Raw genomic sequence first — 17,896 nt, 5'->3', positions numbered from 1 at the left:
TCCCGAACACAGCAGTTAAGCCCCTCTGCGCCAATGGTACTTGTCGGGTAACCGGCCGGGAGAGTAGGTCTTCGCCAGGAGCGATTTTTTCAAACGCCCTTTCGGATTTCATTCGAGAGGGCGTTTGCCTTATTTTTACTCTCAAAAAAAGATGTCAATCTGATATGTGGAGGTGACCGGATGTTTTTTACACTGGAGAGGGCAACGAAAATTCTACAAGATCTGCAAGCCGATATCTATGTGAAACGGCAGAGCGTTGATAACCTTACATACCGGGACGGCAGTTTTGCCAATCTTGCCGCAGTTGAACGGAGCGATCAGCCTTGGCAAGAGTTTCCCCCCGGCAGCCGCTGGGGCGGGCGGGATCATCATGGCTGGTTTCGGGCTTTCGTAAAAATACCGCCCGCTTTTGAAGGGAAGACCGTGGCGGTGTGGGTCAATTCTTATATCGGAACCGGATTGGTTGACGATGCGGCCAATCCGCAGTTTATGCTCTATGTGAATAAACAATTTGTTCAGGGATTGGATATCAACCATCAGGAAGTCATCATCTCCCGGGGCGCCCGGGCGGGAGCGGAATACCAACTCGACTTGCACGCCTATAGCGGCATGTTTGACAAAAAAACCGATATCCATGTGGAATTAGTGGTGATCGACGAATTCATTCGGCAGTTCTGTTATGACCTCATGGTTGCGGTCGGAGTAGCCCGCGAATTACCCGATCACAATCAGCGACGGCAGGAATCTTTTCAAAGTTATCAATACCACCGTCAACCTCCTGGACCTTCGTAAGCCGTTTTCCGAATGCTTTTATGCTTCCCTCCGTCAAGCCTCCGACTATCTTCAAAACGAATTTTATATCAAAATGAGCGGTCACGAGGAAACCATCGCCACTTGCATCGGGCATACCCATATCGACATCGCCTGGTTATGGACGATCGAGCAGACCCGGGAAAAGGTCGCCCGCAGTTTTTCCACTGTATTAAGGCTGATGGAGGAATATCCCGAGTACAACTTCATGTCAAGCCAGCCTCAATTGTATCAATACCTCAAGGAAGACTACCCCGAACTTTATGCCCAGGTAAAGGAGAGAATCCGCGAAGGACGCTGGGAAGCGGATGGCGCCATGTGGCTGGAAGCCGATTGCAACTTAACCTCCGGGGAATCGTTGGTGCGGCAGATTCTGTTCGGGACCCGTTTCTTTGAGCGGGAATTCGGCGTGAAAAACAAGGTCTTATGGCTTCCCGATGTCTTCGGCTACAGCGCGGCTTTACCGCAGATCCTGAAGAAATCGGGGATCGATTATTTTGTGACCACGAAAATCAGTTGGAATCAGTTCAACAAGCTGCCCTACGATACCTTTATGTGGCGGGGCCTCGACGGCACGGAGATTCTTTCTTATTTTATCTGCACCATCTATCCGGGCGAGACCCACCATCCTTTCGGAGCCTCCTATAACGGCCTGATCACTCCCAGAATCGTCAATGGAACCTGGGAACGGTATCAGCAAAAAGAGATCAACAACGACATCATGATTGCCTACGGCTATGGTGACGGAGGAGGGGGACCCACTGCCGAAATGCTGGAGAATGCCCGCCGGCTGAGCAAGGGATTGCCGGGGTGCCCCCGGGTCAAGCTGGGGAAGGTCGGCGATTACTTAGAAAAACTGAGCCGTACCGTATCCGGGGAAAATGGGCTGCCGAAATGGGTTGGCGAGCTTTATCTGGAATTTCACCGGGGCACTTATACCTCCATGAGCTGGAATAAACGCTATAACCGGAAGTGCGAATTCCTCTATCAGGACGCCGAGTTTCTGGCGGCTTTGGCAATGCTGTTGGGGGAGAATTATCCGCAAACGGAAATCAACCAGGGTTGGGAAACGATTCTGTTGAACCAGTTTCACGATATCATCCCCGGTTCGTGCATCAAGGAAGTGTACGACCATTCGCGCCAACAATACGAACAACTGTTGCAGGCCGGCAGGCAGATTGCCGGGAAGGCCATGGCGGCTGTTGCGGCGCGGATCGACTTGCCCGAGCCGGCGGTGGTCGTGTATAACACGCTTTCTTTCCGGCGGAATGATTTAGTAACCATGGCATTGCCTGAATCCCTTTCCCTTCCGTCATTGCTGAATCAGGACGGTTCGCCGCTGCCGGTTCAGATCGTCGAGGAAGATGGATGCAAAAAGGCGCTTTTTTATGCGCCGGAGGTTCCAGCCAAAGGGTATCAAGCCTTCACCATCGGCGCGCAATCCGCCGCGGTCCCGACCGCTCTGGCGATCAGCCCGGAGAAATTGGAGAACCGCTTTTTCAGCATTTCCATCGATTCCAAAGGGACCATCAGTTCCTTTTATGACAAGCGGAACCGGCGGGAAGTTCTGCAATCGGGCGAGCGCGGGAACAAGCTGCAGGCCTTCGAAGATAAGCCGATGAACTGGGACAACTGGGATATCGACATTTACTATCAGGAGCAGGAATGGGAGATCGATCAGGTCGAAGCGGTGGAAGTACTCGAAACAGGGCCGGTCCGCGGCGGCGTCTTGATCAAGAAGCGTTTCCAAGACTCGGTCATCATCCAGAAGATTTACATCTATCAAGATATTCCCCGGGTGGATTTCGATACGTTGATCGACTGGAAAGAAGATCAGATTCTATTGAAAGCCGCCTTTCCGGTGGATGTCCATGCCGATAAAGCGACCTATGACATCCAATTCGGCAACGTCGAACGGCCGACCCATTGGAACACCTCCTGGGATTGGGCCCGGTTCGAGGTCTGCGCTCATAAATGGGCTGACCTGTCCGAAAACGGTTTTGGCGTCAGTCTGTTAAACGACTGCAAATACGGCTATGACATTAAAGACGGGAATATGAGGCTGACCTTGCTGAAGTCGGGGAATTACCCGAATCCCGAGGCCGACCGGGAGGAGCACCGTTTCCTGTATTCGCTCTATCCTCACGCCGGGGACTGGCGCGAGGGGAAGACGGTCCCGATGGCCTACAGCTTGAATGTACCTCTCTATGCCAAATTGGAGGGGTCGCATCCGGCCAGTCTGCCGCAGCGGTTCTCCTTCTTGGAGTTGGATCGGGAGAACGTGGTCCTGGAAACGGTCAAAAAAGCGGAAGACGGAAATGAACTGATTATCCGGGCCTTTGAATGCCACAACCAGCGCTCGCGGGTGCGGTTGACGGGCTACGGAGCGCTGCTGGAAGCCTGGGAATGCGATCTGTTGGAGAAGCCGCTGCAACAGCTGGAGTTTTGTGACGGTGCACTGGAATTTGAAATCAAGCCGTATGAGATTAAGACATTGAAGTTACGGTATTGAGGGAGTTTTCGATCAAATGATCTAGGGGCAACCAAGCGCGACGCGGGTTGCCCTTTTTGAGCTTGGGGAGGATTTTCGGGTCGGAATGAGATGGAGTGAAGCGATGGGCTGATCGTTGAGACAGAAACACTTTTCTTTTAAAAGCCATGTGATAAAGTCTTACGAACCGGAAATTGCCTTGCAAAAAGATTTCAAACGACTTTATCACTTGCTTTTCTAAGCTTTTGTGAACACCCCGACCTTCGGACGGGATTTATCACAACGCTTTTAAACCAGGCGTAACGAAAAAGCTTTGAAAAAATGCTATACTTATATAGACTTGGGCTTTTCAGCATTTATGAAGCGACTCTCCCTATTATTCCCAAGGCAGCGAGGCATGGCAATGATACTCAAGACGCTGATCGTTGACTTCCCAGCGGAAATCGCCAATGAACTGAAAACATACCTTGAGAATCTGAAAGAACTCGATTGTAGCGGCGAAATCTGCACCATGGACAAGAGCCTGGAATGGATCACCCTTCGGCACCCGGATATCGTCTTTATTCATCTGGGCGCCAACCGCCACCGGGTCCTGGAGATCACCCGGAAGATCGCCGAGATCGCCGAGGCGGTCCGGGTGGTTTGGCTGGCGGAAAACGCCGAATCGGCCGTGGATGCTTTCGAGCTGAACGTCTACGATTATCTGCTCAAGCCGCTCCGGGCCGAGCGGCTGCTGAAAACCGTCAACCGGCTGGCCGGGGAGTTGCGACCCGCTGCCTTGGAAGCGATCACGGTCTGGGAGAACGATCGTTTCGTCGTCTTAAAGCCGGAACAGATCGTCTACTGTTATACCAGCGGGAATAAAACGCTGATTAAGAGCAAGGACGGCCAGTTTTCCAGCATGAACACGCTCTCCAGCTTCGAACAGAAGCTGGGCCGGTTCTCTTTCTTCCGGACCCACAAAAGCTTCTTGGTCAATTTGAAGGACATCAAGGAGATCATCCCCTGGTTCAACCATACCTACAATCTGGTGATGAACGGTTACGAGAGCGACGAGGTTCCGGTGAGCCGGACCCATCTGAAGGATTTCAAACAGCGGATGGGGATTCATTGACGGCGGATGCCATTCCCGTCTTCATAAAACACCCTCCGGCGGAATGCGCCGGAGGGTGTTCGTTTGCCGGTATGATGAGCCACACTGTTTTTTGTGGCGTCAGGAGACCGATTCCGCCAGGGCCAGATATTCGGCGATAGCCTTGGCCGCTTTTTTGCCCGCGCCCATCGCCGAGATGACGGTGGCCGCGCCGGTGACGGCGTCGCCGCCCGCATAAACCCCATGTTTGGAGGTGGCCATGGTCTCTTTGTTGACCACAATGCCGCCCCAGCGCTGCACGGCCAGCCCCTGGGCACTTTGGCTGATCAAGGGATTGGGGGATTGGCCGATGGCCACGATCACCGTATCGACCTTTGTCACCTGTTCCGACCCGGCTTGCGGAACGGGACTGCGGCGGCCGCTGCTGTCCGGCGGGCCGAGTTCCATCGCTACGCACTCGATCCCGGTGACCCAGCCGTTTTCGCCCAGAATCCGCAGGGGGTTCGTCAAGAGCTGAAAACGGATTCCTTCCTCCCGGGCATGATGAATCTCGGCCTTGCGGGCCGGCAGCTCCGCTTCGCCGCGGCGGTAGATGATCGATACCTCGGCCGCGCCCAGCCGCTTGGCGGTGCGCGCCGCGTCCATCGCCACGTTGCCGCCGCCCACGACGGCGACCTTTTCGCCCACAAAAATGGGAGTGGGGGAGGCGGGGTCGTAGGATTTCATCAGGTTGCTGCGAGTCAGAAACTCATTGGCCGAGTAGACGCCGTTCAGGTTCTCGCCGGGGATGCCCATGAATTTGGGCAGGCCGGCCCCGGAGCCGATGAAGACCGCTTGAAACCCCTGTTCGAACAGCTCGTCGATGGTGATGGATTTGCCGGCGATCACATTCAACTGAAAAGTCACTCCCATCAGACGCAGCTTGTCAAGCTCCTTTTGGACCAGCGCTTTCGGCAGCCGGAATTCGGGGATGCCGTACATCAGGACCCCGCCGGGCTGGTGCAAGGCCTCGAAGATGGTGACGCCATACCCCTGACGCGCCAGCTCTCCGGCGCAGGTGAGGCCGGCCGGCCCGGATCCGACCACGGCCACTTTTTGGGCTTTACGTTCGGGCGCGGGGTTGCCGGCTGGAGACCCCTCCAGGAATTGATCGGCCACAAACCGTTCCAATGCTCCGATGGCTACCGGTTCGCCTTTGAGGCCCCGGACGCAAGCGCCCTCGCACTGGCTCTCCTGGGGACAGACGCGGCCGCAGATCGCCGGCAGCGCATTCTGCTCCGCGATGATCCGGTATGCCGCGCTGAAATCTCCGGCGGCCACCTGTTCAATGAACTGCGGAATGGGGACGTTGACCGGGCAGCCGGCGACACATTTGGCGTTTTTGCAGTTGAGACAGCGTTTGGCCTCCGCCGCCGCCTGCCTTGGCGTGTAACCCAGGGCCACTTCGCTGAAATTTTTATTCCGGAGCTCCGGATCTTGCTCCGGCATCCGCTCTTTGACCAAAGCCGGATTTAGCATGATTTCGTTCCCTCCCATCCGATCCGGCAGGGGTGCTCCTGCTCGAACCGGCGTTCTTGCTGACGGTACATCAACTGCCGGCGGATGCATTCGTCAAAATTTACTTGAAAACCGTCGAAATCGGGGCCGTCGACGCAGGCGAATTTCGTCGCGCCGCCGACCGTCACCCGGCAGCCGCCGCACATTCCGGTACCGTCGATCATGATCGGGTTCAGCGAGACCATGGTGGGAATCTCCAGCCGCTTGGTATGCTCCACCACCGCCCGCATCATCGGCAGCGGGCCAATGGCAATGACCCGGTTATAGTTTTCGTCGCGCACTTTGCGCAGGAGCGCGTCGACGACCGTGCCTTTCAGGCCGAGGCTGCCGTCGTCGGTGGCGATGGTCACCTGCCGCGCGAAGGCGCGGAACTCATTGGCCAGGATGACCAGTTCGGCGCTGCGGCCGCCCAGGATCACATCGACCTGGCTGCCCAGGTCCGCCAGTTTTTTAAGTTGCGGATAGAGCGGGGCGGCGCCTACGCCGCCGCCGATCCCGAGCACTTTGGCGGTTTTGCGCAATTCCGCCGCCTGCCCCAGGGGCCCGGCCACATCCTGCAGTTCGTCCCCGACCGCTTTGGTGCTGAGACGCTTGGTGGAGTAGCCCAGTTCCTGATAGATCAGGGTAATAGTATTCCCGGCGCGGTCAAAGTCGGCGATCGTCAGGGGGATCCGTTCGCCGTCCGGATCCACCCGCACGATCACGAATTGGCCGGGCTCGCACTTGCGGGCCACATACGGCGCTTCGACCTCGATCGAGACGACCGCCGAATTCAACCGTTGCTGCTTTACAATCTTATACACCGTGAGTCCTCCCAATGGAAAAGGGCACTGAATGTGCCCTTTTCCTTAAGTTATAGCTGCTTAGAAATTGACCGGCCTGCCGTCGAAGGCGCATTCGAGAATCTTTTTCAGTTCCACTGGGGTGGCCGGCCGCGGATTGCTGCCAGTGCACGGATCGAGCGCGGCGTTTTCGGCGATGAAGTCGACCGTCGCCTGGAACTGTTCGACGGAGACACCGTGCTCTTTCAAGGTCGGCGCGATATTCAGCTTGGCGTTCAGCGCGGTAATGGCATCAATCAACGAGTTGACCAGTTGCTTGTCGGTCGCGCCGGGCAGGGCGAGCCGCTTGGCGATGGCCGCGTATTCTTTCAGGCAGCTGGCCGAGTTGTACTGGATCACATAGGGCAACAGGATCGCGTTGCAACAGCCGTGCGGGATCTCGTACTGGGCGCCGATCTTATGGGCCAGGCTATGAGTGATGCCCAGCAGCGCATTGCTGAAGGCCATGCCGGCGAGGCACTGGGCGATGTGCATTTCGCCCCGGGCTTCCTCATTGCCGTGGTAGGAGTCCAGCAAATAATCGAAGCACAGCGAGATGGCTTCCAGCGCCAGCGGATCGGAGAACCGGGAACGGGCCGACGCCACATAGGCCTCGATCGCGTGGGTCAGCGCATCCATCCCGGTATGGGCCACCAGTTTCGGCGGCATGGTCACGGGGATGCTGCTGTCCAGGATGGCGATGTCGGGGGTGATCTCGAAATCGGCCAACGGATATTTGATCTTGGTGGAATAATCGGTAATGACCGAGAAGGCGGTGACTTCCGTCGCCGTGCCGCTGGTCGAGGGGATGGCCACAAAGATCGCCTTTTTGCGCAGCTTCGGCATTGAGAAGGGCGTCTTGATATCCTCGAAGGTCAGTTCGGGATACTCGTAAAAGACCCACATCGCTTTGGCGGCGTCAATCGGCGAACCGCCGCCGATCGAGACGATCACGTCCGGCCCGAACTCCTGCATCGCCTTGGCCCCGGCCATCACCGTCTCCACCGAGGGATCGGGCTCCACGCCTTCAAAGATTTTAACCGCCAGTCCGGCCTCTTTCAGAATGTCCTCCAGCCTCTTTAAAAAACCGAATTTCTGCATGGAGGTTCCGCCGGTCACGATCATGGCTTTCTTGTAACCTTTCAGGCACTTCAATTCGGCCATGGCGTTCTTTCCAAAATAGAGGTCGCGGGGGAGTGTAAATCTGGCCATTATGAATCCACCTTTCCTGAATTAAAATTTTGGGTTGTCATCCCTTGATTTATTTTTATTGTACCTTTTGTTATTATAAATTGCAATGTTTGTTATAATAAATTGCAATTACTCCGAAACCAAATACCCTCGCTCGCGTTTAAACGGCATTTATTATACGATTTTAAAGGCTTGCTTAAAGCTTTACAACCGGCGACGGCTGTGTTATTGTATTAATAGTTATTATTTATAACAAACTTTGTTTAATAATATGGCAAATAATCGCTGAGATGGAGAGATTATGATGCTCGTTACGATCTGCATTGGCAGTGGCTGTCACATCAAAGGCTCCCGCCAGATTATCGAGGTTCTGCAAGCCAAAATTCAGAGCCACCGGCTGGAGGCCCAGATTGAATTGGAGGGCTGTTTCTGCCAAGGGCATTGCACCGAAGGGGTCGTCCTCAAGATCGATGGCGTGATGGTCACCGGCGTTTCCAAAGAGAATATCGAAGCTCTGTTCAATCAGCGGATTTTGGAGGTTTTGCGGCCGTGAACACCATTATTACCAGCAAAGCCCGCTGCCGCGATTGTTATAAATGTATCCGGCATTGTCCGGTCAAGGCCATCGGCCTCAATGACGGTCAGGCTTGGGTGGATAAGGGGAAATGCATCCTTTGCGGGCGTTGCATCGGGGACTGTCCCCCAAAGGCCAAAAGCATGGCGGCCCAGCTTCCACAGGTCGAAAGCTTCCTCGCGGCCGAAGCGCCGATCGTCTTCTCCCTGGCTCCTTCCTATTTGGCGGCGACTTCCTACGCCACGCCCTGGAAGATCGTGGCCGCGCTGAAGAAATTGCCCAATGCGCGGGTGGAAGAGACGGCGCTCGGCGCGGAACTGATCGGCCGGGAATATCACCGGATCGTTGCCGAGGAGAGGAAAAACACCGCCATTTCCAGCTGCTGCCCGGTGATCGTCAATCTCATCGAAAAATACTTTCCTAAGCTGGTCCCGGTTCTGGCCGGCCTGATCTCGCCCATGAAGGCCCATGGCCAAATGATCAAACAGGAACGAGGCGAAGCGACCAAGGTGGTATTCATCGGTCCTTGTTTGGCCAAAAAAGCCGAACCGAACTTTGAAGATCCGCACAACCCCATTGATGCCGTGCTGACCTTTGAAGAACTGGAATCCTGGCTACAAGCCAAAGAGATCTTTCCGGAAGTCCTGGCCGATCAGCGGCCGGATCGGGCCTCGGCCCGGGCGGGAGTCTTTCCGTTAAAGCAAGGCATATTGAAAGTGGCCGGGATTGCGGATGGCTTGGAGCAGGAGTTTCTGTCCGTCACCGGCGTCGAGGAATGCATCGACACCTTTCGGGATCTGGAGGACGGTCTGATCGCGCCCCGTTTTATCGAGGCCATGGCTTGCAAGGGCGGATGCATCGGCGGCCCGGCTTTGGGGAATGCGCTGGGCGTGAATGCCCGGCGGCAACGTTTGTTTCAGTTTGTGAAGACAGCGGCGGGAAGCGGTTGCCAAACCGATCTTCCCTACGCCCTGTTGCGCCGGGAACATGTACCGGTGCAGCAGACCGGTTACGTCCCCAACGAGATGGAGATTCGCGAAGTATTGCGGCTGACCGGCAAAAATAAACCGGAAGACGAGACCAACTGCGGCGGCTGCGGCTACTCCAGCTGCCGGGAGAAAGCCATCGCGGTGCTCCAGGGCATGGCCGAGCCGGAGATGTGCATTCCGTATATGAAAGAGAAAGCGGAGTCTTTCGCCAACGCCATCGTGGATACCACCCTCAATGCCATCATTGTGGTGGATAAGGACCTGATCGTCCAGGACATGAACCCCGCGGCTGAGCGCTTGTTCAATCGGAAATACATTCCGAGCAAGGGCAAGCCGCTGAGCGTGTTTATCGATCCGTCCGATTTCGCCAAGGTCTGGGAGACCCAGGACATCTTGGTGGACCATCTGCGCACTTACGAACAGTATGGCCTGGCCACGCGGCAGATCATTTATCCGTTGCCCAAATACGGGGTGATTATCGGGATCATCGCCAACATCACCGCCGAGGAGCAACGCAAGGCCAAGCACGATAACATGCGTCGTGAAGCGCTGGAACGGGCCTCCCGGGTCATCCGGGACCAGATGCGGGTGGTGCAGAATGTCGCCGGACTGCTCGGAGAGAGCACCGCCGAGACCAAAGCCACGCTGCTGGAGTTGATGGAGATTATGGATGAAAGCGAGGCGCCCTGAATGAAATTCGATGTGGGGATCTCGGGCGTCGCCAAATACCGGGAGGAAGTAACCGGAGATACTCCTGAAGTCATTCAGAGCAAAGACGCTATCACCGTCATTCTCTCCGACGGCCTGGGAAGCGGTATCAAGGCTAGCATCCTGTCGATCCTGACGGCCAAGATCGCCGCCGGGCTGCTGCGGCGGAACGTCAGCTTGGAGCAGGTCTTCGCGACCATCGCGGATACCCTGCCCACCTGCAAGGTCAGGAATCTGGCCTATGCGACCCTGACTATTCTCAAGATCATGGATAATGGCGCGGCGCATTTGATCGAATATGACAATCCGGGTCTGCTCCTGCTGAGGGATGGTGCGGTGCAACCGCTGGAGCGCCGGAGCCGCGACATCGCCGGGAAAGCGATTCGCGAAGCCTTCTTTCAGGTGGAAGTCGGCGATTTACTGCTCCTAAATAGCGACGGCGTGATTAACGCCGGAGTAGGCGGAATGTTCAAACTGGGACTGGGCGAGGCCGGACTGGTCGATAACCTGCAGCAGCGCGGCCTGCTCGCGGCGGAAGCGGAGGAACTCGCCGCCAAAATCGCCGACCTGGCGGATTGTTGCTATCTCTGCCAACCCTGCGACGATTCGACCGCCATTGTGATCCGGGCGCGCCACGCCCGAAACGCGGTGGTTTTCACGGGGCCGCCCAAGGCTCAGGAACAGGATCCCCAGGTGGTCGAGAGACTCCTGGAGTTTAAAAACGGTCAAAAGATCGTCTGTGGCGGAGCTTCCGGGAATCTGGTGGCCCGTTTGACCGGCAAAGCCATCAAAACCAGCCTGCAATACGAAGATCCCAGCGTACCGCCGGTCGCGGCGATTGAAGGAATCGATCTGGTCACCGAGGGGGTTCTTACGCTTAACAAATGCCTCGAGAAATTGGCGGAGTATCAGGCCGGAAAGGTCCTTCCCAACGGTTCCGACGGCGCCACCCTACTCTCAAGGGCGCTGCTGAAAGCCGATCATATCGCCTTCCTGGTCGGGACGGCCTTTAATCCGGCCCATGAAGAGATCATGCACTCGTTACAGCTCAAAACGCGGACCGAAGCGGTGAAACAGATCGCGGGGCTCCTGGCCGGCATGGGAAAAGAACTCTCGCTCGAAATATTCTAAAGGGAAGTCCAAAGTGGTTGGTTGGAAAGGCCGATTGTAATGTTTTGCTTCAGGGTTCGCTTTTGAACCTTTTCAATGGTGAAAAGGACTTCCCAGACTCAACATGAGGGGTGTGGAAAGATGGAGCCAAAATTAGCGGTGGAAATTTGCGTTGGCACATCCTGCTGTCTGATGGGCGGAACGCAGATCGTCGAATGTCTGGAAAACATGGCGGAATCGTTGAAAAGCCGCCTCGATATCAGCTACGTGTCCTGTTATAACCAATGTACCCAGGGGCCGCGCGTTCGAGTCGGCGCGGTCATGTTGTACCGGACCACTCCCGACATGGTGTTGAAAGCCATCGCGGAACAGCTGGAAAAGCCGGAAAGGGGTAAGGAATAATGCCCGAGAAGTTGTCGGAGATCACCAAGATCAAGCGAAAAATGTTGACGGAAGTGGCCGCCCTGGCCTTTCAAAATCAATTGCTGGCGGCCGTCGACAGCTTGCCTAAAAAACTGACCCAAGACGGTTTGACCAATTATCGTTGCTGCGAATACAAAGAACGGGCCATTCTGGCGCAACGTATCAAACTGGCACTGGGCGCCGATTTGGCGGCGCACAAGGAGCAACGTCTTTCCGAGGTGGCCCAAGCGATGTTGGCCGCGCCCGTCGAGGCAGCGGAAGCCGGACCGGCGATCGCGGTGATCGAGGAATCCTGCGATCGCTGCCCGATTGAGAAGATCGTAGTGACCAACGCTTGCCGTAATTGCGTGGCGCACCACTGCTTGAATTCCTGCCCCAAAAACGCTATTGAAATCGTGGCCAATCGGGCTTATATTAATAAAGAACGTTGCGTGGAATGCGGAATTTGCGTCAAATCGTGTCGTTTCGGGGCGATTTTGGAGTTGGAACGCCCGTGCAGCCGTTCCTGCGCAGCCGGCGCCATTGTGCCCGGTGAGAGTAGCACGGCCCGGATTAATTACGACAAATGCGTCGAATGCGGCGCTTGCACCGTGGCCTGCCCATTCGGGGCCATCGCGGCGCGTTCCGATCTCTTGAAAGTGATCCGGATGCTGCAAGGCCCGGAACCGGTGGCCGCTCTAGTGGCGCCGTCATTCATCGGCCAGTTCGGCCCGTTGGTGGAATGGGGCGCCTTCAGGGCCGGCTTGGCCAAACTGGGCTTTGCCGCAGTGGTCTCCGTCGCCTGCGGCGCCGCAAAGGTTGCGGCTGAGGAAGGCGCTGAAGTCTTTCACAAGCTGCAGACCGGTGCCGGTTATGTCATGAATTCCTGTTGCCCGTCTTTCAAAAAACTGGTGGAATTGAGATTCCCATCCCTCGACGATAAAGTATCCGGTACCGAATCGCCGATGCTGAAGACTGCCCGGATGGTCCGGGAGGAAGGCGGCTCCCCGGCAATGAAATGCGTCTTCATCGGGCCCTGTCTTGCCAAAAAAGGGGAGGCGGCCCGCGAAGGCCGGGGAGCCATCGCGGCGGTATTAACCTTTGAAGAGCTGGCGGTGATGCTGGTCGCTTCAGGAATCAATCTGGCGGAATTCAGCCGGGAATCCGCCGCGCAGGAGCGCCTTCCGGCCGACGGCGTGAATTTTTGCGCTGCCGGCGGGGTAGGGAACGCCATCAAGGCCGAGCTGTTACGCCAGGGTAAAGTGGCGGAAGGTCAGTTCCGGGTGCGCTCGGCGGCGGGGATCGCCCAATGTATTGAACTTTTGCAGCAGGCGGCCCGGAATGGCCTGGAAGCGGATTTCGTCGAGGGAATGGGTTGCGCCGGAGGCTGCCTGAGCGGACCGGGGACGCTGGTGGAGGCCAAAGCGGCGGGCCGTGCCTTATCCCGCTTTCTTGCGAAATAAGACAAAGTCATCATTTCAAAGCTTCGGGGTTACATTAATTATAGAGGTGCCGCCATGCGGTCGGCAACGAAATAAAGCGGCCGATAATGCGGCATTAGAATACGATTTACGGAAAACATAGGGGGCGGTCTTATGGATTTTAAATCAAATCATCATCACAAGAATTTTATCGATGGGGTGCCCTATGCTACCGTCAAACGGTTGCCCTTTTACCATCGTTTTTTGACGGACCTCTCCAAAAAAGAGGTGGAGCGGATCTCCTCCCGGGAATTGGCTGCCAAAATGGGGATCAATCCTTCGCAACTGCGGCAGGATCTCTGTTATTTCGGTTCATTCGGGCAGCAAGGCTACGGCTACCGCGTCAATGACCTGTTGCGGGAGGTCAACCGGATTCTGGGTCTTAACCAGGAGATAAAAATGGTGCTGGTCGGCGGAGGACATCTGGGAACGGCGCTGGCCAACTACGATAACTTCAGCCGCCGCGGCTTTATCATCAAGGCGATCTTCGACAAAAACCCCGAGGTCATCGGGGGATATATTAAGGGGATACCGGTCCTGGATATCAAGGAGCTTCAGGAATATTTGCGAGTGGAGCCGGTGGAGATCGGAGTCATCACCACACCCGCCGAGGCGGCCCAGGAAACTGCGGACCGGTTGGTCCAGGGAGGAGTCAAGGCCATTTGGAACTTTGCTCCGGTCAGCCTCAAGGTCCCCGAAGAAGTGCTCCTGGAGAATATGCATATCAGCGAGAGTCTTTTGCTCCTCTCGTTCAAATTGAAACAACGGCGCAATCAACCCGATCCGGTGTAAGGGAATCTCTCCACTCCGCCGGACGACGGATGGCCGTGACCGACGCAACGCTCTTTTGACACCGGCAAATAACAGGTCTGTCCCGACGGTAGCAACCTTTCGGGACAGACCTTTTTGTTTGAACCTGTGGAAATTCATCATTCGGAAATACCAATGCCAATAAAGCGTAACCCTCAAAGTCCTTTTCCAACACGGGACCTGATGGTAGAATATAACAAGAATCGGCAGCACTCGCCTGAGAACGGCTTCGTTACTTTCAGGCTAGAGATGGGGAATCGAAAGGTCAGGCGCCTTTTAAAAGGTCCTCCCCGCTCTCCGCACTGACATTGTGAGTACACTCCATACAGCCGAGATATTTGCCGGAGTAATCCCGCAAGGCGTAAAACTCGATTAATACTTTTTGCATTTTGCCGTGATGATCCGGCTTCAAATCGAACCAGAAATGCGCTTTGCTATATTTCCCCTCTTTCATTTCCCGGATGATCAGTTCGGCCTTGGGAAGGGCCTCGTCCGGCTGGTAGTACCGGAAATCAATATTCATCGCCGTCAGCGGCCGTTTAAACAACCGAGTCTCATGCTTATTCCAGCCAATGATCTCGTCATTGGCATCGATGATGCTGATCTCGACCGGCAGTGTTTCATACATTGCCCGAAGAATCTGCTCATCCATTCCATCAATCATTAAAAACCCTCCCATGCTAATCACTGAACTATTGTCAGTTTAAACTTTGTAAAAATTATTAACAATCTTTGTTACTTTAATTGCAAATGTTCGGGATTGAAATGCCATTTGAGGTTGGTGAAAAGCAATTTGGAGGCTCAATTGGCCTGTTTGGCGTATTGTGACAGGGTTGTTCCGGTCGGAGAAAACCGAATGGCTGGCCCAAATGTTAACAAATTCTGAAAAGACCTTGGTAAACGCTCGATTTCAGGAGGATGAATGCGGAGGAGCAATTGTAAACCTGAGTGAGTTTTGAGGTTGCCAGCGGCGAAACAAGGATTTGACGGAAGATTTATTGTAAGTTATAATGACAATGATTGTTATATTAAATAACAAACTATCTTTTGCAAGTTCCCTTCAGCGTTTTCCCATAAATAAGTATAGCTTCAAAGGAACAGTGGAAAATAATCAAGGAGGCTGAAAACGATGGAAAACAACCGACCTGATGCAGTGAAGATTGCCAAGGCAACCGTTGCCAACAAAGAAAAAGATAGCGAGAAAGCGAAAGAGAGTAGTTCGGTCCAAGCCGTCATCGACGATCTGGTAAAAAAGGCCGACCAGGCTCAGTTGAAGTTCATGGAGTTCAACCAGGCCAGGATTGACGCCATTGTCAAGGCGATGACTATGGCCGGAATCGAAAAGCATATGGAATTGGCCAGGATGGCTCATGAAGAGACGGAGATGGGCGTCTATGAAGACAAGGTGACCAAGAACCTCTTCGCCACGGAGTACGTTTACCATGATATCAAGGGCGATAAAACCGTCGGCATCATCGAGGAGAACCCCGAGGAAGGATACGTCAAGATCGCTGAACCGATCGGCATCATCGCCGGAGTGACTCCGGTGACCAACCCGACTTCCACAACCATGTTCAAATGCCTGATTGCGATGAAGACCCGCAACCCGATTATCTTCAGTTTTCATCCCAAGTCGATCCGTTCCAGCATCGCGGCTGCCCGGACTATGCGCGACGCCGCGATTGCCGCCGGGGCGCCCGAGAACTGCATCGCCTGGATCGAGGAGCCCTCGGTGGAGGCGACCAATCTTTTGATGAAACACCCCGGCATCAGCATGATTTTGGCCACCGGCGGCTCGGGAATGGTGGGCGCCGCTTATTCCAGCGGCAAGCCGGCCCTGGGCGTGGGCCCCGGCAATGTCCCTTGCTATATCGAGAAAACTGCCAATCTGCGCCGGGCCGTCTCCGACCTGATTCTCAGCAAAACCTTTGACAACGGCATGATCTGCGCCTCGGAACAGGCGGTGATCATCGACCGCGACGTCGCCGGCGAAGTCAAACAGATCATGACCGAATACGGTTGTTACTTCCTGAAGCCCGATGAGATTGCGGCCCTTTCCAAAGTGGCCATCGATGAGAAACGGGGCAGCATGAGCCCGGACGTGGTCGGCCAGCCGGCGGCCAAGATTGCGGCGATGGCCGGGATCAAGGTCGCTCCGGACACCAAGATTCTAGTGGCCGAACTGCAAGGGGTCGGACCGGAATACCCGCTTTCCCGGGAGAAACTCAGCCCGATCCTGGCCTGCTATGTGGTTGCCGATTACAAGGAAGGCATCCGGCGCTGCCAGGAGATGACCGAATTCGGCGGTCTGGGTCATTCCGCGGTGATCCACTCCACGAATCAAGCGGTGATCGATGAGTTCGCCGCCAAGGTCCGCACCGGCCGGCTCTTGGTCAACTCGCCTTCATCCCAAGGAGCGATCGGTGATTTGTACAACAGCAACACTCCTTCATTGACCCTGGGCTGCGGCTCGATGGGCGGCAATTCCACCACCGACAACGTCAGCGTCGGAAATCTGATCAACGTCAAGCGGGTGGCGCATCGCAAAGACCGGATGAAATGGTTCAAGATCCCGCAAAAGGTTTACTTCGAATACGGTTCGCTGCAATACTTGTCCAAGATGAAAGGGAAAAAAGCCTTTATCGTGACGGACCCGTTCATGGTGAAGCTGGGCTTCGTCGAGAAAGTGATTTATCAGTTGGAAAAGATCCCCATGGAATACCAGATCTTCTCCGACGTCGAGCCGGATCCGTCGGTCGAGACCGTCCATAAAGGCTGCGCCGAGATGAATAAGTTCGGACCGGACATCATCGTAGCCCTGGGCGGCGGATCGGCCATCGATGCCGCCAAGGGAATGTGGCTCTTCTACGAAAACCCGGAGATTGAATTCGAATCGCTCCGCCAGAAGTTCGCCGATATCCGGAAACGGGCCTTCAAATTCCCGCAGTTGGGCAAAAGAGCCACTTTTGTGGCGATTCCGACCACTTCGGGAACGGGTTCGGAGGTCACCGCCTTCGCCGTGATCACTGATAAAGTGAAGAACATCAAATACCCGCTGGCCGATTACGAGCTGACGCCGGACATCGCTATCATCGACCCGGAGCTGGTCCTCAGCGTGCCGCAGTCGGTGACCGCCGACACCGGGATGGATGTATTGACCCACGCCATCGAGGCTTATGTCTCGGTGATGGCTTCGGACTACACCGACGCGCTGGCGGAGAAGGCCATCAAGACCGTCTTCGAGTTCCTGCCGCGCGCTTACCGCGACGGCCAGGATAAACTGGCCCGGGAGAAGATGCACAACGCCTCGTGCATGGCGGGCATGGCCTTCACCAATGCCTTCCTCGGCGTCAATCACAGCATGGCGCATATTCTGGGCGGTAAATTCCATATCCCGCACGGCCGGGCCAATGCGATTCTCTTGCCGTATGTCATTAAGTACAATGCCCAGCGGCCGACCAAATTCCCGGCCTTCCCGCAATACGAATATCCGCAGGCCGGAGAGAGGTACGCCGAGATCGCCCGGTTGTTGGGCCTGCCGGCGGGGACCACCGAAGAGGGCGTGAACAGTCTGGTGAAGGCCATCCAGGAATTGATGGACCAGCTGAATATCCCGAAAACGCTCAGCCAAGCCGGCGTGAGCCACGAGGCTTTCGAGCGGGAGTTGCGGGAGATGTCCGATATCGCCTTCAATGACCAATGCACCGGGACCAATCCCCGGATGCCGCTGGTGAAAGAGATCGAAGCGGTCTACCGTGAAGCCTTTGACGGCGGCGAAGTCAAGCTTCCCGCCAAGAAAGTGAAAGAACCGGCCCTGGTCTAAGTAGGTTCAGCGAACCAATTGTAGCCCCCATCATCG

14 protein-coding genes and 1 rRNA gene are annotated in these 17,896 nt (G+C 55.5%); 11 read left to right on the top strand and 4 right to left on the bottom strand.

The features are described from left to right. The 4 genes from rrf to EDC14_RS16035 all read left to right on the top strand — a co-directional run. Positions 1-80: ribosomal RNA gene (rrf, locus tag EDC14_RS16045) — 5S ribosomal RNA — on the top strand; the annotation flags it as partial. A gap of 100 nt (positions 81-180) precedes the next feature. Further along, positions 181-792 carry a hypothetical protein gene (locus EDC14_RS27355; protein WP_243662956.1) on the top strand — a complete coding sequence of 204 codons (612 nt, stop codon included), beginning with the start codon at positions 181-183 and terminating at the stop codon, positions 790-792. A 73-nt stretch (positions 793-865) separates the two neighbouring features. Continuing rightward, positions 866-3,322 (top strand): alpha-mannosidase, encoded by a 2,457-nt coding sequence (locus EDC14_RS16040; protein WP_243662955.1) that lies wholly within the window; start codon positions 866-868, stop codon positions 3,320-3,322. A gap of 382 nt (positions 3,323-3,704) precedes the next feature. Further along, a complete protein-coding gene (locus tag EDC14_RS16035) occupies positions 3,705-4,415 on the top strand; it encodes a LytR/AlgR family response regulator transcription factor (protein WP_165908064.1) in 711 nt (236 codons plus the stop codon). A 99-nt stretch (positions 4,416-4,514) separates the two neighbouring features. Here the strand turns inward: EDC14_RS16035 and gltA are convergent, their stop codons facing one another. From gltA to EDC14_RS16020, 3 genes are read right to left on the bottom strand one after another with little or no spacing between them, the layout of a single operon-like run. Next, entirely contained in the window at positions 4,515-5,912 is a 1,398-nt protein-coding gene (gene gltA / locus EDC14_RS16030) for an NADPH-dependent glutamate synthase (protein WP_132015326.1), read from the bottom strand. Next, a complete protein-coding gene (locus tag EDC14_RS16025) occupies positions 5,906-6,754 on the bottom strand; it encodes a sulfide/dihydroorotate dehydrogenase-like FAD/NAD-binding protein (protein WP_132015325.1) in 849 nt (282 codons plus the stop codon). The genes gltA and EDC14_RS16025 overlap by 7 nt, the downstream gene beginning before the upstream one ends. A 60-nt stretch (positions 6,755-6,814) precedes the next feature. Beyond that, positions 6,815-7,984 carry an iron-containing alcohol dehydrogenase gene (locus EDC14_RS16020; protein WP_132015324.1) on the bottom strand — a complete coding sequence of 390 codons (1,170 nt, stop codon included), beginning with the start codon at positions 7,982-7,984 and terminating at the stop codon, positions 6,815-6,817. A gap of 283 nt (positions 7,985-8,267) precedes the next feature. On the opposite strand from EDC14_RS16020, the gene EDC14_RS16015 reads away from it, so the two are divergent. The 6 genes from EDC14_RS16015 to EDC14_RS15990 all read left to right on the top strand — a co-directional run bounded on the left by EDC14_RS16015 (position 8,268) and on the right by EDC14_RS15990 (position 14,019). Next, a complete protein-coding gene (locus EDC14_RS16015) occupies positions 8,268-8,516 on the top strand; it encodes a (2Fe-2S) ferredoxin domain-containing protein (protein WP_207930752.1) in 249 nt (82 codons plus the stop codon). After that, a complete protein-coding gene (locus EDC14_RS16010; protein ID WP_132015322.1) occupies positions 8,513-10,216 on the top strand; it encodes a [Fe-Fe] hydrogenase large subunit C-terminal domain-containing protein in 1,704 nt (567 codons plus the stop codon). The genes EDC14_RS16015 and EDC14_RS16010 overlap by 4 nt, the downstream gene beginning before the upstream one ends. Continuing rightward, complete coding sequence (locus tag EDC14_RS16005) at positions 10,217-11,365, top strand: SpoIIE family protein phosphatase (protein ID WP_132015321.1); 1,149 nt, start codon at positions 10,217-10,219, stop codon at positions 11,363-11,365. A gap of 120 nt (positions 11,366-11,485) precedes the next feature. Continuing rightward, a complete protein-coding gene (locus EDC14_RS16000) occupies positions 11,486-11,746 on the top strand; it encodes an NAD(P)H-dependent oxidoreductase subunit E (RefSeq protein WP_165908063.1) in 261 nt (86 codons plus the stop codon). Further along, on the top strand, positions 11,746-13,209 hold the full coding sequence (locus EDC14_RS15995; RefSeq protein ID WP_132015319.1) for a monomeric [FeFe] hydrogenase: 1,464 nt from the start codon (positions 11,746-11,748) through the stop codon (positions 13,207-13,209). The genes EDC14_RS16000 and EDC14_RS15995 overlap by 1 nt, the downstream gene beginning before the upstream one ends. Before the next feature lie 132 nt (positions 13,210-13,341). Further along, complete coding sequence (locus tag EDC14_RS15990; protein ID WP_132015318.1) at positions 13,342-14,019, top strand: redox-sensing transcriptional repressor Rex; 678 nt, start codon at positions 13,342-13,344, stop codon at positions 14,017-14,019. Between the two features lie 283 nt (positions 14,020-14,302). Here EDC14_RS15990 and EDC14_RS15985 read toward each other — a convergent pair whose 3' ends face one another. Beyond that, complete coding sequence (locus EDC14_RS15985) at positions 14,303-14,701, bottom strand: PAS domain-containing protein (protein WP_165908062.1); 399 nt, start codon at positions 14,699-14,701, stop codon at positions 14,303-14,305. A 465-nt stretch (positions 14,702-15,166) separates the two neighbouring features. Here EDC14_RS15985 and adhE point away from each other — a divergent pair, with 465 nt between their 5' ends. Beyond that, on the top strand, positions 15,167-17,860 hold the full coding sequence (adhE, locus tag EDC14_RS15980; RefSeq protein WP_132015316.1) for a bifunctional acetaldehyde-CoA/alcohol dehydrogenase: 2,694 nt from the start codon (positions 15,167-15,169) through the stop codon (positions 17,858-17,860). The last annotated feature ends 36 nt before the right edge of the window (positions 17,861-17,896 follow it).

Origin of the sequence: Hydrogenispora ethanolica, from assembly GCF_004340685.1 — a bacterium.
Taxonomy (GTDB): Bacteria; Bacillota; UBA4882; order UBA8346; family UBA8346; genus Hydrogenispora; species Hydrogenispora ethanolica.
Note: the sequence above shows the minus strand (reverse complement) of the source record. Positions and strands in the feature narration are given on the sequence as shown.

Excerpts from the sequence above, each read along its gene's own strand:
- EDC14_RS27355 (WP_243662956.1), top strand. The coding sequence starts at position 181 with ATGTTTTTTACACTGGAGAGGGCAACGAAAATTCTACAAGATCTGCAA.
- EDC14_RS16040 (WP_243662955.1), top strand. The coding sequence starts at position 866 with ATGAGCGGTCACGAGGAAACCATCGCCACTTGCATCGGGCATACCCAT.
- EDC14_RS16035 (WP_165908064.1), top strand. The coding sequence starts at position 3,705 with ATGATACTCAAGACGCTGATCGTTGACTTCCCAGCGGAAATCGCCAAT.
- gltA (WP_132015326.1), bottom strand. The coding sequence starts at position 5,912 with ATGCTAAATCCGGCTTTGGTCAAAGAGCGGATGCCGGAGCAAGATCCG.
- EDC14_RS16020 (WP_132015324.1), bottom strand. The coding sequence starts at position 7,984 with ATGGCCAGATTTACACTCCCCCGCGACCTCTATTTTGGAAAGAACGCC.
- EDC14_RS16015 (WP_207930752.1), top strand. The coding sequence starts at position 8,268 with ATGCTCGTTACGATCTGCATTGGCAGTGGCTGTCACATCAAAGGCTCC.
- EDC14_RS16005 (WP_132015321.1), top strand. The coding sequence starts at position 10,217 with ATGAAATTCGATGTGGGGATCTCGGGCGTCGCCAAATACCGGGAGGAA.
- EDC14_RS16000 (WP_165908063.1), top strand. The coding sequence starts at position 11,486 with ATGGAGCCAAAATTAGCGGTGGAAATTTGCGTTGGCACATCCTGCTGT.
- EDC14_RS15995 (WP_132015319.1), top strand. The coding sequence starts at position 11,746 with ATGCCCGAGAAGTTGTCGGAGATCACCAAGATCAAGCGAAAAATGTTG.
- EDC14_RS15990 (WP_132015318.1), top strand. The coding sequence starts at position 13,342 with ATGGATTTTAAATCAAATCATCATCACAAGAATTTTATCGATGGGGTG.
- EDC14_RS15985 (WP_165908062.1), bottom strand. The coding sequence starts at position 14,701 with ATGATTGATGGAATGGATGAGCAGATTCTTCGGGCAATGTATGAAACA.
- adhE (WP_132015316.1), top strand. The coding sequence starts at position 15,167 with ATGGAAAACAACCGACCTGATGCAGTGAAGATTGCCAAGGCAACCGTT.